Origin of the sequence: Lonsdalea quercina subsp. quercina, from assembly GCF_000688695.1 — a bacterium.
Classification (GTDB): Bacteria; Pseudomonadota; Gammaproteobacteria; order Enterobacterales; family Enterobacteriaceae; genus Lonsdalea; species Lonsdalea quercina_D.
The window spans coordinates 131,485-145,147 of sequence record NZ_JIBQ01000012.1; the positions used below are offsets into that span (position 1 = coordinate 131,485).

Consider the following 13,663-nt stretch of genomic DNA (forward strand, 5'->3'; position numbering starts at 1 on the left):
GCGGGAGAGTCAGCGCCCGACCGCAGCATAAGCGTTGTCGGTCAGGCGCTGAGGACGCGGGGTTAACCCAGCTGTCCGTTGGCCAGGTGCTTGATTCTGCGTTTCACTTCTTCCTGCTTGCCCGCGTTAAACGGACGCGCGTCCGGGCTGCCCAGATAGCCGCATACACGGCGGGTGACGGAAACTCGGGAGGAGTCGTGGTTACCGCATTTCGGGCAGGTGAAGCCTTTACTGGTACAGGCGAACTCGCCGGTGAAACCGCACTCGTAGCATTCGTCGATCGGCGTGTTGGTGCCGTAATAAGGGACGCGGCTATAGCTGTAATCCCAGACGTCTTCCAACGCTTTAAGGTTGTGCTGCAGGTTGGGGTATTCGCCGTAACAGATGAAGCCGCCGTTCGCCAACGCCGGATAGGGCGCTTCAAAATTGATTTTTTCGTACGGGTTCACCTTCTTCTCAACGTCGAGATGGAAGCTGTTGGTGTAATAACCTTTGTCGGTGACGCCTGGGACCACGCCGAACTCCGCGGTGTCCAGACGGCAGAAACGATCGCACAGGTTTTCGCTCGGCGTGCTGTACAGGCTGAAACCGTAGCCGGTTTCTTCTTTCCAGCGGTCGGTCGCTGCTTTCAGATGCGCGACGATCGCGACGGCTTTTTCACGCAGCGTTTCGTCGTCGAAGACATGTTTCTCGTTGCCGAACAGCGCGTTGATGGTTTCATGCACGCCGATATAGCCGAGAGATATGGATGCGCGGCCGTTTTTAAAGATTTCAGCGATATTGTCGTCGGCTTTCAGACGTACGCCGCAGGCGCCTTCCATATAGAGGATTGGCGCGACGCGGGCTTTCACGTTTTCCAGGCGCGCCACGCGAGTCATCAGCGCTTTCTTCGCCAGCTCCAGTCGCTGGTCGAGCAGTTTCCAGAACTGAGACTCATCCCCTTTGGCTTCCAGGGCGATGCGCGGCAGGTTCAGGCTGATGACGCCGAGATTGTTGCGGCCGTCGTGGATCTGCTCGCCGTTCTCTTCATAGACGTTGAGGAAGCTGCGGCAGCCCATCGGCGTCTTGAATGAACCGGTGACTTTTACCACCTGATCGTAGTTCAGGATATCCGGGTACATGCGTTTGCTGGCGCATTCCAGCGCCAGCTGTTTGATGTCGTAGCTCGGGTCGCCCGGTTTGTGGTTGAGACCGTCGCGCACGGCGAAGACCAACTTCGGGAACACGGCGGTTTTGCGATTTTTGCCCAGCCCGGCGATGCGATTGCGCAGGATGGATTCCTGAATCAGGCGAGACTCCCAGCTGGTGCCCAGCCCGAAGCCGAAGGTGACAAACGGAGTCTGACCGTTGGCGGTGTGCAGCGTGTTGACTTCGTATTCCAGCGACTGGAAGGCGTCATAACACTCTTTTTCGGTGCGGCTGTGCGCATAGCGTTCGGCATCGGGAATATTCCACTCTTCCGCCACGGCTTGATGCTTCTTGTAACTGGCGGCGACGAACGGGGCCAGAATTTCATCAATGCGGTTGATGGTGGTGCCGCCGTAAATATGGCTGGCGACCTGCGCGATGATCTGGGCGGTGACCGCTGTCGCGGTGGAGATGGAGCGAGGTGGCTCGATCTCGGCGTTGCCCATCTTGAAGCCCTGCGTCAGCATCCCGTTCAGGTCGATCAGCATGCAGTTGAACATCGGGAAGAACGGCGAATAATCCAGGTCGTGGTAGTGGATTTCCCCACGCTCATGCGCCAGCACCACGTCGCGCGGCAGGATGTGCAACTTGGCATAGTGTTTGGCGACGATACCGGCCAGCAGGTCGCGCTGAGTCGGGATCACCTTGCTGTCTTTGTTGGCGTTCTCATTCAGCAGGGAAACGTTGCTCTGTTCGACCAGACCACGGATTTCTTGCGTCAGGCGACCCTGACGTTCGCGCGAGACGTCGCGGTCGTGGCGATATTCGATATAGGCGCGGGCGACGGGCTTGTAGTTGCTCGACATCAGCAGGTTTTCGACAGCGTCCTGAATTTCGCGGATTTCAACGCGGGAGCGGTCCCGCATCTGCTCGGTGACGGCTGCCGCCACGGTGGCGCAAAAATCGAAATCGTTAACACCCGTAGCGCTGGCGGCTCGTTCCACCGCCTCACGGATACGAATTTCATCAAAAGGTACCTGACAGCCGTTCCGTTTAATCACCACTGGTTTCACGTTCGCGTCCTCATTAATGTCTGTGCAGTAGTTATCCACAGGCACAACCGCGTCGCGTAAGGGCTTCACGAGGTTGTGGATGATATTGTGGATAAACGCTATATGTAGGTCTTATTGAGAGTATAGACACTATATATTGAATTTTGCCAGGCGGGATTATAGTGATTTTGATTGGGAGGTTTATCTCCAATTTCATGCTGAGGTTGATGCAGAACAAAGAAATTTCTAAACAGCTTAAATTAGAAACGAATAGCGTGATGTCTTTTTTGTAAACGTGCGACATGGAGGTGGAAACCGTCTTTAAACGCCCGAAAAGGCATTAAAAGGGTAGGGTTTTGTGTCCTTTGTCAGCCGTTTTTTTTCGACTTTTTCCCAACGTGTATTCATCACGTAGCCTGGCCCTCGTGCGCATGCTTTTTGCCTGTGTCGTGGAACATGTTTCCGGGCCGATCGCGTTCTACACGGGCGATGGTGTTGCGCCATTGACGGAATCTTTTCCTGGGCTGTGCGACGGAGTCAAAGTCGCTCCTTCCTGTGTGCTTCTAGGCCGGGGAGGGCTGGCCGCCTTGCCGTCGGGAGGGGGCGCTCGGCGGCAAGGCGAAATAGGTGTAAGGCGTAGAAGCTCTCCCGCTTTTTAGCTATCAAGGCTTCTAGACATCTATATGACTTTTTTTGTAAGGTGGACCACCATTTTTTCAGTTTCGCTGAGTAAGGAAGGACGATGTCAGAAAACGTGCTGATTCTGGACGGCGGCATGGGCCGTGAACTGGCGCGGATTGGCGCGCCTTTCCGCCAACCCGAGTGGTCGGCTTTAGCGCTGCTGGAGTCTCCGCAACATGTACGACAAGTGCATGATAGCTATATCGCCGCCGGATCGCAGGTCATCACGGCGAACAGCTACGCCGTCGTGCCGTTTCATCTTGGCGATGATCGGTTTCACCAGCGCGGCCATGAACTGGCGGCGCTGGCTGGAAAGCTGGCGCGTGAAGCGGCGGACGCCGCGCCGCACTCCGTGCGAGTCGCCGGTTCGCTGCCTCCGGCGCTGGGCTCTTATCGTCCCGATCTATTTTCCGCCGATGCCGCTGAACCTATCTTACGGGTGTTGATCGACGCCCTTGATCCCTATGTTGACGTCTGGCTGGCTGAAACCCAGAGTTCGCTGGCGGAGGTGACGTTGGTGCGTCAACTGCTGGCGGACGACCCGCGCGAACTGTGGCTTTCCTTTACGCTACTGGACGAGCTGGATGAGCAGGGCCGCGCGCGGTTGCGCTCCGGCGAGACCATCGCCGAGGCGGCCCAGGGCGCATTCGCGCTGGGCGCCGCGAACGTACTGTTCAACTGCAGCCGCCCGGAAGTCATGGCGCCCGCCGTCGCGGAGGCTCGCGCCCAGTTAAGCGAGCAGGGCGCGACCATCGGCCTCGGCGTGTACGCCAACGCGTTTGAGCCGGAAGACAATCGCCGGGAAGCAAATGACGGCCTCAGCCGACTGCGCGCCGATACGCATCCTGAAGGGTATCAGCAATGGGCCGCCGAATGGGTGGCGCAGGGCGCGACGCTGGTCGGCGGTTGCTGCGGCATCGGTCCCGAACATATTGCCCGCCTGGCGCAGGCGTTGCCGCATCGGGACTAATCCCCGATCGGCGTCTATAACGATAATAACCTCTCGCCACGCGCAGGGGACTACAGGGGAATACATCATGAATCGTCGTCACTTTATCAAGAACGCCTGCGCGCTTTCGGTGGCCACGGCCACCGCGGGCTGGCCGCTCGGCCATGCGTGGGGCGCGGATGCGACCGAAACGCCGAAGAAAGGCGGCCATTTGGTCGTCGGCGTGGATAATGCGTCCAGCACCGACCGCCTCGATCCTGCATTTTGGTTCGAAACCTACATGTATTTTGTCGGCTCCCAGCTGTTTAATAATCTGGTCGAGCTGGATGAGCGCGGCGAACTCAGCCCGTCGCTGGCGGAGTCGTGGGACAGCAAGGAGGGCGGCAGCGTCTGGGTGCTGAAAATCCGGCAGGGCGTACAGTTCCATGACGGACGCACGCTGACCGCCAAAGACGTCATCTATTCGCTGAATCATCACCGTAGCGCAGACTCTAGCTCGTCGGTGAAAGGCTATCTGGAGCCAGTCACGGCGCTGGAAGCAACCGGCACGCACGAAGTGACGATCCGATTAAATGCGCCGAACGTTGAGTTCGTGGCGCTGCTGAGCGATGTGCATTTCGCCATCACGCCGGAGAACGAATCGTTCGATAAAGGCATCGGCACCGGCGCTTTCATTCTGGAAAGCTTCCAGCCCGGCGTGCGTACGCTGGTCAAACGCAACCCGAATCACTGGAACAGCGCGCGCGGCCACGTCGACTCGGTCGAAACGCTGGCGATGAACGACTCCACGGCCCGCGTCGCAGCGCTGGTGAGTGGTTCCGCGCATCTCATCAACCGCGTGAATCCGCGCATCGTCGGGCGTATCGAGAAGATGCCGAATCTACAGCTGCTGCGGTCGCATGACAGCCAGATATTCACTTTCCCGGGTCTCGGCAACCTGCCGCCGTTCACCTCGCAGGACGGTCGACTGGCGCTCAAATACGCGCTCGATCGCCAGCAGATTATCGACACCGTGCTGGGCGGTTATGGCACCGTCGCCAACGATAATCCGGTGTTTCCCTCCAGCCGCTACTTTGCAAAAGATATTCCGCAGCGTCCGTACGACCCGGAGAAGGCCAAATGGCACTGGCAGAAAGCCGGGTTCAACGCGCCGCTGGTGCTGTCGGTCGCCGATGCGGGCTTCCCCGGCGCGGTGGATGCGGGCCAGCTCTATCAGGCTTCCGCTCAGCGAGCAGGCATTCCATTGAAGGTGGAGCGTGTGCCGGACGATGCATTCTGGGACAATGTCTGGATGAAGAAACCGTTTGTGTCTTCCAACTGGTCTATGCGCCCGACGACGGATGCGCTGCTATCGCTGGTCTTCACCAGCACCGCGCCGTGGAACGAGTCCGGCTGGAAAGAACCGTCTTTCGACCAACTGGTGCAGGCGGCGCGCGGTGAAGTCAACGAAGACAAACGCCGTCAGATTTATCATGACATTCAGCTGATGCTGGTGGAAAAGGGCAGCGAAATCATTCCGCTGTATGCCGACTCTCTCGACGCTTGCAGTCAGCGCGTGAAAGGGCTGACGGCGATCCCGGGCTTCCCGCTGAGCGGCAATCGCGCCGCAGAAAAATTGTGGCTGGCATAAGGATCGCCGGGCCGACAGGTAAAATGAGGTGAGCGTGCTTGATAGCGTAAGTACCCGCATGCCGCTGCTAACGATGATTCTGCGTCGTTTGCTGGCTGGCGGGGTGATGATCGTGGTGGTGTCGGCGCTGATTTTCGCCGGGATCCAGCTGTTGCCGGGGAATGCGGCGACCGCCATCCTGGGACAGACCGCCACGCCGGACGCCGTAAAGGCGCTCAATCTTCAGCTCGGGCTGGATCAACCAGCGTTGACGCGCTATGTCAGCTGGCTGTCGGGCATCGTCCACGGCGACTTCGGTCATAGCTTTACCAGCCGCCAGCCGGTCGGACCGGTGTTGGCCTATCGGCTTGAAAACACGTTGTTTCTGGCCGCCTGCACGTCTGCGGTGGCGGTGCCGTTGGCGCTGCTCATCGGTTTTCTATCGGTGCGTTATCAGGGCAGCTGGCTCGACCAGCTCCTGAACCTGTTTACCCGCACGGCGGTGGCGCTGCCGGAGTTTTTCTCAGGCTATCTGTTGATTCTCGTGTTCTCCATCACGCTTTATTGGCTGCCGAGCAACAGCAGCGTGAATGAGGGGATGCCGTTTGCGGACCGCTTAACCGCCGTCGCGCTGCCCGCCATGACGCTGTTGCTGGCGGTGCTGGGTCATATGAGCAACATGACGCGCGCCGCGCTCATCAGCGCCCAGAATGCCGCGTATGTCGATACCGCGCTGCTGAAAGGGCTGTCGCCTTCCAGTATCCTCTTGCGCCATGTGCTGCCCAACGCTTGGGGGCCTATCATCAACGTGATCGTGCTGAATCTGGCCTACCTGATGGTGGGCGTGGTGATTGTGGAAAACGTCTTTGTTTATCCCGGGCTGGGACAGTACATGGTCGATAGCATCAGCAAACGCGACATTCCGGTGATTCAGGACTGCGCGCTGGTGCTGGCCGCCATTTATATTTTGCTGAACCTGCTGGCGGACGTGGTGGCGTTGATGGCCAACCCGCGTTTACGCCACTCCCGGCAGTCGAACGGATGAGCCGGCGCGACCCGCAAGATCGTCTTGATGGTAATGGATAAGAGTACATGCCTCCTGTGAAACCTTCCGTTGTACTCGGCCTATCAGGGCTGAGCCTGTTTATTCTGGTGGCCGTTTTCGCCCCTTGGATCGCGCCTTTCCCGGCCGATCAGGTGATCGGCGGCGCATGGTTAGGGCCGATGGATCGCGCATGGCTGGGCACCGATAATTTGGGGCGCGACCTGTTTTCCCGACTGATTTGGGGGACGAGGACGTCGCTGACCGTGACGGCGTTGGCGGCCGCGTTGGCGTTTGTTCTCGGCACGCTGCTCGGTTTTCTGGCCGGGGTGTGCGGCGGCGCGGTCGATCAGATCATCTCGCGCGTCAACGATGTGCTGATGGCGATCCCGACGCTGATCCTGGCGCTGGTGGTGCTTGCGCTGCTCCCGAAAAGCCTGTTCGTCATTATCGTCGTGCTGGGCGTGCTCGAAGCGACTCAGGTACTGCGCGTGGCGCGGGCGCTGGCGGTCGATCTGGCGACGCAGGAGTTTATCGAAGCCGCGCGGATGCGCGGTGAATCGATGCGCTGGATCCTGTGGCGGGNAATCTTGCCGAATGCGCTGACCACGCTGATCGCGGAGTTCGCGCTGCGTTTTATTTTCATTCTGCTGTTCCTCTCCGCCCTGTCGTTTCTGGGGATGGGCATTCAGCCGCCGACCGCCGATTGGGGCGGGCTGGCGCGGGATAATAAAGACGGCATTCTGTTTGGCGTCTGGGCCGCGCTGGTGCCGGGCGCGGCGATCGCGCTGCTGGCGATATCGCTCAGCGTGGTGGCCGACTGGCTGCTGAGTCGCGACGGCCGTCGCTGGCAGGGAGGTCGACATGGTTGAGCTGCTGCGAGTCGAAGCATTAAAAGTGGTGGCGGGTGACAGCACGCTGGTTCAGGACATCTCGTTCTCGCTGAAAAAAGGCGAGGTGCTGGGGCTGATTGGCGAGTCCGGCGCGGGCAAGTCCACCATTGGTCAGGCGATCCTCGGTCACTGCCGCCACGGGATGCAGATTCAGGGCGGTCAGATCTGGTTTCAGGGAACAGATCTGGCGGCGTTATCTGAGCGCCAGCTGCGCCGGGTGCGCGGTCCCCGTATCGCCTACGTTGCCCAGTCGGCCAGTACGGCCTTTAATCCAGCCCGCAAGATCGGCGAGCAAGTGATCGAAACGGCGGTGTGCCATCGTGTGATGTCGCGTCGGCAGGCGATCGAACGGGCGATGACGCTGTTCGCTCAGCTGTCGTTGCCGGNCCCGTCGAGCTTCTTCCAGCGTTATCCGCATCAGGTGTCCGGCGGGCAGTTGCAGCGGGCGATGATCGCGATGGCGATGTGCGCGGGACCAGAGCTGATTATCTTCGATGAACCGACGACGGCGTTGGACGTCACGACCCAGCTGGACGTCCTCAAAGCCATCGACGACATCATCCGTATGACCGGCGTGGCGGCACTTTACATCAGTCACGATCTGGCGGTGGTGGCGCAGCTGAGCCAGCGCATCATGGTGCTGCGCCGGGGTCGGCAGGTGGAAGTCGGCGCAACGCAGGCGATCCTGGCGCGCCCGTCGCAGGAGTACACTCGTCAGCTGTTGCAGGCGCGCGGCGAACCGAAAATGCCACAGCCGGATGATGGCGAGGTTCTGCTGGATGTCGTGCAGTTGGAAGCGCGCTATCAGCGTCAGCCGGTGCTTCATGACATTTCGCTCCGTTTGGCGCGAGGGCGCACGCTGGCGGTGATCGGCGAGTCCGGGTCGGGCAAATCGACGCTCGGGCGGACTGTGTGCGGATTACTGGCGCCCAGCCAAGGAGATATCCGACTGCGGGGAGAAACACTGCCTGCGACGCTGGCGAAGCGTAGCCGACGACAGCTGCAGTCTATTCAAATGATTCACCAGCACCCGGACATGGCGCTGAATCCGCGTCTCTCTGTCGGCGTGCAAATCGAGCGAGCGATGGTCTGCCTGACGGATCTTGGCCCCGCAGCGCGCCGCGGGCGTGTTAATGCGCTGCTTGAGCAGGTCGGGCTCTCCGCCGACATCGCTCGTCGCCTGCCGACGTCGCTCTCGGGCGGCCAGAAGCAGCGTGTCTGCATCGCCCGCGCGCTGGCCGCACAGCCGGAACTGATTATCTGCGATGANCCGACGTCCGCGCTGGACCCGCTGGTGGCGCGTGATGTGCTGTCGCTGTTGCGTCGAATCCAGCAGGAAACCGGCGTCTCCTACCTGTTCATCACGCATGATTTACATGTGGTGCGGGAAGTCGCGGATAGCGTCGCGGTGTTACGTCAGGGGCGGATTGTCCGTCAGGGCCGAGTAGACGAAGCGCTGTCGCCGCCGCTTGACGAGTACACCCGCGAGTTGCTGATCGCCGTACCGGAGATGCGCTGCGGCTGGCTGCAGGAAGTGATGGCGGAGAACGAGAGCGACGTCCATTAAGGGATGCGCGCGTTTTCTCTGATCCGCTTCGAAAGGTCAATACCGGAGTCGAGATCAAAAAAGACGCGCCTTTCGGGTCGCGTCTTTTTTATTGGCGAGGGTGCGGCGCGCTTAGCGGCGAACGGCAATGGCCTCGATTTCGATCTTCACGTCTTTCGGCAGGCGTGCGACTTCCACGCAGGAGCGGGCCGGGAACGGGGCATCGTTTTCATTGAAGAACGCTTCATAAGTCGCGTTCACCGTCGCAAAGTCGTTCAGGTCTTTGACGAATACCGTCATTTTCACCACGTCGCTTACCTTCAGACCGGCGGCTTCAACGATGGCTTTGACGTTTTCCAGCGACTGGCGTGCCTGCGCGGAGACCTCGTCGGGAACCAAACCGGTTTTAGGATCGACGGGGATCTGACCCGAAGTGAGTACCATGTTGCCGAGATCGACGGCCTGAACATAAGGACCGATAGCGGCCGGAGCGTGTTCCGTACTGATAATGCGAGACATGTTTTCTCCTGATTGAGTCCGAATGGGTGCTTGCAGCATCCATTATTCCTGAAACATAACTTCATTCTACCCCGTGAGTCGCTTCACGAGGCAATAGGTTTCTGATATCAGGTCGCTCAGCGGCTGTTCAGCACCGCCTGACGTTCAAACTCTTTTTCGCAGTATTTGCACTTCAGCAGCACTTCGTCTTCATGAGATTTCACGGTGAAGGAAGAGGTGACCGGTTCGCTGCGGCTGATACAGTTGGTGTTCGGGCAGGTCAGGATGCCGTGGACATGCTCAGGGAGCTGCGGATGCAGCTTGCGCACGACGTTGTATTGGTCAATCTGATTGACGGTCGCCTGCGGCGCGTACATCGCCAACTGATTGGCCTGTTCTTCCGTCAGGAAAACGTTCTCGATCTTGATCAGATCTTTGCGGCCCAGCTCGTTGGACGGCAGATTCAGACCGATGGTGATGCGCTGGTCGGTGTCGGTGAACTTGAACAGGGTGAGCAGTTTGAAGCCGATTTGCGCCGGAATGTGGTCGATCACCGTACCGCGTTTGATGGCTTCCACCTGTAATTTGTTGTCGTGAGTCATGTGTCTTCCTCTCTTACAGAACCAGTTCGCTGTTCAGCACCAAGGCCAGCAGGGCCTGACGCGCGAAAATGCCGTTGCCGGCCTGCTGGAAATAGTAGGCGTAGGGCGTGCCGTCGACGTCGGTGGTGATTTCATCGATGCGTGGCAGGGGGTGCAGCACTTTCAGATTCGCGCGCGCCTCGGCGAGATCCGCGGCATGCAGGATGTACTGCGCTTTGATGTTGATGTATTCGGACGGATCGAGCCGCTCTTTCTGGACGCGCGTCATGTAGAGGATATCCAGCGCCGGCACGACTTCTTCAATGCTGTTATGCAGACTATAAGGAATGTTCCGGTCGTCCAGCATTTTCAAAATATAGTCCGGCATGGCCAGCGCATCGGGGGCGATGAAGTAGAAGCGGTTGCCCTCGAACTTGGCCAGCGCCTGCGTCAGAGAGTGGACGGTGCGACCGTATTTTAGGTCCCCGACCATAGCGATGTTGATGTTATCTAACCGCCCTTGCGTTTCCTGAATGGTGAACAGGTCGAGCAGCGTCTGAGAGGGGTGCTGGTTGGCGCCGTCGCCGGCATTAAGGACGGGGATGCCCTGAGAGAACTCCGCTGCCAGACGAGCCGCGCCTTCCTGCGGATGGCGCATCACGATGGCGTCCACGTAGTTGCTGACCACGGAAATCGTGTCCGCCAGCGTCTCGCCTTTTTTTCCGAGCGACGTGTTGCTGCTGTCGGCGAAGCCCACCACGGAGGCGCCCAGACGGTGCATGGCGGTTTCGAACGAAAGACGGGTGCGCGTGGAAGCCTCGAAGAAGCAGCTGGCAATCACTTTATGTTTCAACAGCTCGGGCTGCGGGTTGGCTTTCAGGCTGGCGGCGACTTTCAGCGTCAGCAGCAGATCGTCCCGGCTGAGATCGTTGATTGAGATAATGTGTCTTTTATAAAGCGGATTGACCATTTGGCTATTCTCCTAACGGTTCGGCACGGTCTACTGGTTGGCGGCCTGACGCCCTTTTCGACAGACAAAAAAAAGCCCCTCAACGAGGGGCTTTTTTCAATGAAATAGGATGTACAGGGAGGAAAAACGCGGCGTGGCTGCCAGAAGGCAGTTGCGGTTGATGACCGACAAAGATGGCTGCGTTGGACATGATTCCTCCCGGCAAATTGCCCGGAATTATACGCGCGGAAGAGGCGAATTCAAGCGAAAAACGCAGATTTTGCGTGCAAGCAATCGGTTGCGAGCGCGTCTGTTTCACCGCCGTCGACCGGTCAATCGCAGGGCCGGGACGGCAGTGGCGGCTGATTACACGCTGGGACTCAGGGTCGCGACCATCACGGCTTTAATGGTGTGCATCCGGTTTTCCGCCTGATCGAACACGATGCTGTGTTTGGACTCGAAAACCTCATCGGTGACTTCCATGCCGCCGTGCAAGCCGTACTGTTCGGCCATCTGCTTGCCGATGGTGGNCTGGTCGTCGTGAAAGGCGGGCAGGCAGTGCAGGAATTTCACCTGTGGATTGCCCGACGCCGCGATCATCGCCATATTGACCTGATAGGGTTTCAGCAAATTGATGCGTTGCGCCCATACGTCTTTGGGTTCGCCCATGGAGACCCATACGTCGGTATAGATGAAGTCGACGTCCTTGACGCCCGTCCTCACGTCTTCCGTCAGCGTGATGCTGCCGCCGGTTTTCTCTGCCGCCGCCTGACATTCCGCGACCAGCCCCGTATCCGGCCAGCAGCTTTTCGGTGCGATCAGACGTAGATCCAGTCCGGTCAACGCCGCCGCTTCCAGCATGGTGTTACCCATATTGTTGCGGGCGTCGCCGACGTAGGCCAACTTCAATTGGGACAGTGAGCGGCCGGGCGCATGCTCTTGCATCGTCAGCAGGTCCGCCAGCAGCTGGGTGGGATGAAATTCATCGGTCAGCCCGTTCCATACTGGTACGCCGGACAGCTCCGCCAGCGTTTCTACTCGCTCCTGACCATAGCCGCGATACTGAATGCCGTCGTACATCCGGCCCAGCACGCGCGCCGTATCCTTCATGGACTCCTTGTGACCAATCTGGCTGCCGCTTGGGGCCAGATAGGTGACCTGCGCACCCTGATCGTACGCAGCAACTTCGAAAGAGCAGCGAGTGCGGGTCGAATCTTTTTCGAAGATGAGTGCGATGTTTTTCCCTTGCAGGTGACGGGTTTCAGCCCCGTTTTTTTTGTCTGATTTCAGTTTTGCTGACAGGGATAACAGGCTGCTGACTTCTGCTGGCGTAAAATCCATGAGTCTCAAAAAATGACGTTTGTAGAACGGGTTCATAGTGCTTATCTCCGTGCGAACAATCCTTATGATTGAATTAAAATTCACTTTATATGTGTAAATATTCAATTTCAAGTGCCGAGGTCAAACTTTGTGGTGGAGCCGGGGGAGGGGCTGTGGGACAATGCGACGATATCTCGCCGATTAATGAGGACTGAGTCATGGTAAACCGTGAATTGCTGGAAGAGCAGCGTGAAGAAACGCGGCTGATTATTGAAGAGTTGCTGGACGATGGCAGCGATCCTGACGCGGTCTACACTATCGAACATCACTTCTCCGCAGAGAAGTTCGAAGACCTGGAAAAGGTGGCGGTCGACGCCTTCAAACTGGGCTACGAAGTCACAGATGCGGAAGAGTTGGAAGTTGAAGAGGGCGTACTGCTGATGTGCTGCGACGTGATCAGCGAAGTGTCGCTCAAAGCCGAAATCATCGACGCTCAGGTCGAACAGCTGCTGGCATTGGCCGAGCGCCATGAGATCAATTACGATGGCTGGGGCACTTACTTCGAAGACCCGAACGGCTCTGACGAAGATGATGAAGGCGAAGGTGAATTCTACGACGAGGATGATGACGGTAAGCGTCACTAATCCTTCAATCTCTGCGACGGCCCGCTTCTCTGGGCCTCGCGATGTTGCCGGCGGCGTCACCGTCGGCAACCATTTCTTATAGCGGCTTCATCATTCTCACTTCACAGTCCACATGGCCGGTGCTCCCTAATGCATAGGGAATTTGGCGAAACCCTAACTTTTCGTAAAGCCGAATGGCGCTGGTGAGGTGGCCGGTCGTCTCCAGATAGCAGCGGGTAAAGCCATGCTGACGGCCAAACTCCAGGGCTTGCTGCGCGAGCTGTCTGGCCAGTCCCCGTCCACGAGCCACCGGTAAAAAATACATCTTCTGTAGCTCGCAAATATCCGCATCTCCCCCTGACAGCGGGGCCACGCCGCCGCCGCCGACCACTTCGCCGCCGCACTCCACAACCCAATAAGCACACTGCGGGCGGTTGTACAGTTGGAACAGCGAGTCCAGATCGGGATCGGCGATGGTGTAGCCTTTGTCCGCCGTCAACCCGAACTCAGCCGACACGCGGCGGATCACGCCCGCCATCGCGGCGTTGTCGGCTGCGGTAATGGGTCGAGTCAAAAGTTGAACGGGTGTTGCGATTGTCATGGTGCTTCAATGCTCGCTTTTCAGTTTATCGTCGTGGCCAAATGAGGAAAGTGGATACACTGACTGTAATAACACTTTCTTCGGCTCGAATGCAATCGCGGGAATATTTCAGTCGCGGGGTGCTTATCTGCTGGTCTGTCCGGGACGTTATGACGTTGTCAGGGCGTCGAAAAAACCGCAGGCACGTAGGG

The 13,663-nt window shown here is 58.5% G+C and carries 12 protein-coding genes; 6 read left to right on the top strand and 6 right to left on the bottom strand.

The genetic code is table 11. The features are described 5' to 3' along the window. Positions 1 to 62: 62 nt before the first annotated feature. On the bottom strand, positions 63 to 2,201 hold the full coding sequence (gene nrdD / locus SB13_RS12965; RefSeq protein ID WP_026740762.1) for an anaerobic ribonucleoside-triphosphate reductase: 2,139 nt from the start codon (positions 2,199 to 2,201) through the stop codon (positions 63 to 65). A gap of 721 nt (positions 2,202 to 2,922) precedes the next feature. Here nrdD and SB13_RS12970 point away from each other — a divergent pair. The 5 genes from SB13_RS12970 to SB13_RS12990 all read left to right on the top strand — a co-directional run bounded on the left by SB13_RS12970 (position 2,923) and on the right by SB13_RS12990 (position 8,921). Next, positions 2,923 to 3,831, top strand: coding sequence for a homocysteine S-methyltransferase family protein (locus SB13_RS12970; protein ID WP_026740763.1), 909 nt, complete (start codon positions 2,923 to 2,925; stop codon positions 3,829 to 3,831). Positions 3,832 to 3,898: 67 nt separating this feature from the next. Then, a complete protein-coding gene (locus tag SB13_RS12975; protein WP_026740764.1) occupies positions 3,899 to 5,440 on the top strand; it encodes an ABC transporter substrate-binding protein in 1,542 nt (513 codons plus the stop codon). 58 nt (positions 5,441 to 5,498) lie between these two features. Continuing rightward, positions 5,499 to 6,464, top strand: a complete 966-nt coding sequence (locus SB13_RS12980) for an ABC transporter permease (RefSeq protein ID WP_051619106.1) — start codon at positions 5,499 to 5,501, stop codon at positions 6,462 to 6,464. A 47-nt stretch (positions 6,465 to 6,511) separates the two neighbouring features. Beyond that, positions 6,512 to 7,333, top strand: coding sequence for an ABC transporter permease (locus tag SB13_RS12985; protein ID WP_026740766.1), 822 nt, complete (start codon positions 6,512 to 6,514; stop codon positions 7,331 to 7,333). Next, a complete protein-coding gene (locus SB13_RS12990) occupies positions 7,326 to 8,921 on the top strand; it encodes an ABC transporter ATP-binding protein (protein ID WP_026740767.1) in 1,596 nt (531 codons plus the stop codon). Before SB13_RS12985 ends, SB13_RS12990 begins: the two co-directional genes overlap by 8 nt. A 111-nt stretch (positions 8,922 to 9,032) precedes the next feature. On the opposite strand, the gene ridA is transcribed toward SB13_RS12990, so the two are convergent. From ridA to argF, 4 genes are all read right to left on the bottom strand, one after another. After that, positions 9,033 to 9,419 (bottom strand): 2-iminobutanoate/2-iminopropanoate deaminase, encoded by a 387-nt coding sequence (gene ridA / locus SB13_RS12995; protein ID WP_026740768.1) that lies wholly within the window; start codon positions 9,417 to 9,419, stop codon positions 9,033 to 9,035. 116 nt (positions 9,420 to 9,535) lie between these two features. Further along, the gene (gene pyrI / locus SB13_RS13000; protein ID WP_026740769.1) at positions 9,536 to 10,000 is read right to left on the bottom strand and encodes an aspartate carbamoyltransferase regulatory subunit; all 465 of its coding nucleotides are present in this window, start codon (positions 9,998 to 10,000) and stop codon (positions 9,536 to 9,538) included. Positions 10,001 to 10,013: 13 nt separating this feature from the next. Next, positions 10,014 to 10,949, bottom strand: coding sequence for an aspartate carbamoyltransferase (gene pyrB, locus SB13_RS13005; protein WP_026740770.1), 936 nt, complete (start codon positions 10,947 to 10,949; stop codon positions 10,014 to 10,016). A 345-nt stretch (positions 10,950 to 11,294) separates the two neighbouring features. Continuing rightward, positions 11,295 to 12,305: an ornithine carbamoyltransferase gene (gene argF, locus SB13_RS13010; protein ID WP_026740771.1), complete on the bottom strand. Its 1,011-nt coding sequence runs from the start codon at positions 12,303 to 12,305 to the stop codon at positions 11,295 to 11,297. A 161-nt stretch (positions 12,306 to 12,466) separates the two neighbouring features. On the opposite strand from argF, the gene rraB reads away from it, so the two are divergent. Further along, positions 12,467 to 12,892 carry a ribonuclease E inhibitor RraB gene (rraB, locus tag SB13_RS13015; protein WP_026740772.1) on the top strand — a complete coding sequence of 142 codons (426 nt, stop codon included), beginning with the start codon at positions 12,467 to 12,469 and terminating at the stop codon, positions 12,890 to 12,892. Between the two features lie 76 nt (positions 12,893 to 12,968). Here the strand turns inward: rraB and SB13_RS13020 are convergent, their stop codons facing one another. Then, entirely contained in the window at positions 12,969 to 13,472 is a 504-nt protein-coding gene (locus SB13_RS13020; protein ID WP_026740773.1) for a GNAT family N-acetyltransferase, read from the bottom strand. Positions 13,473 to 13,663: the final 191 nt, after the last annotated feature.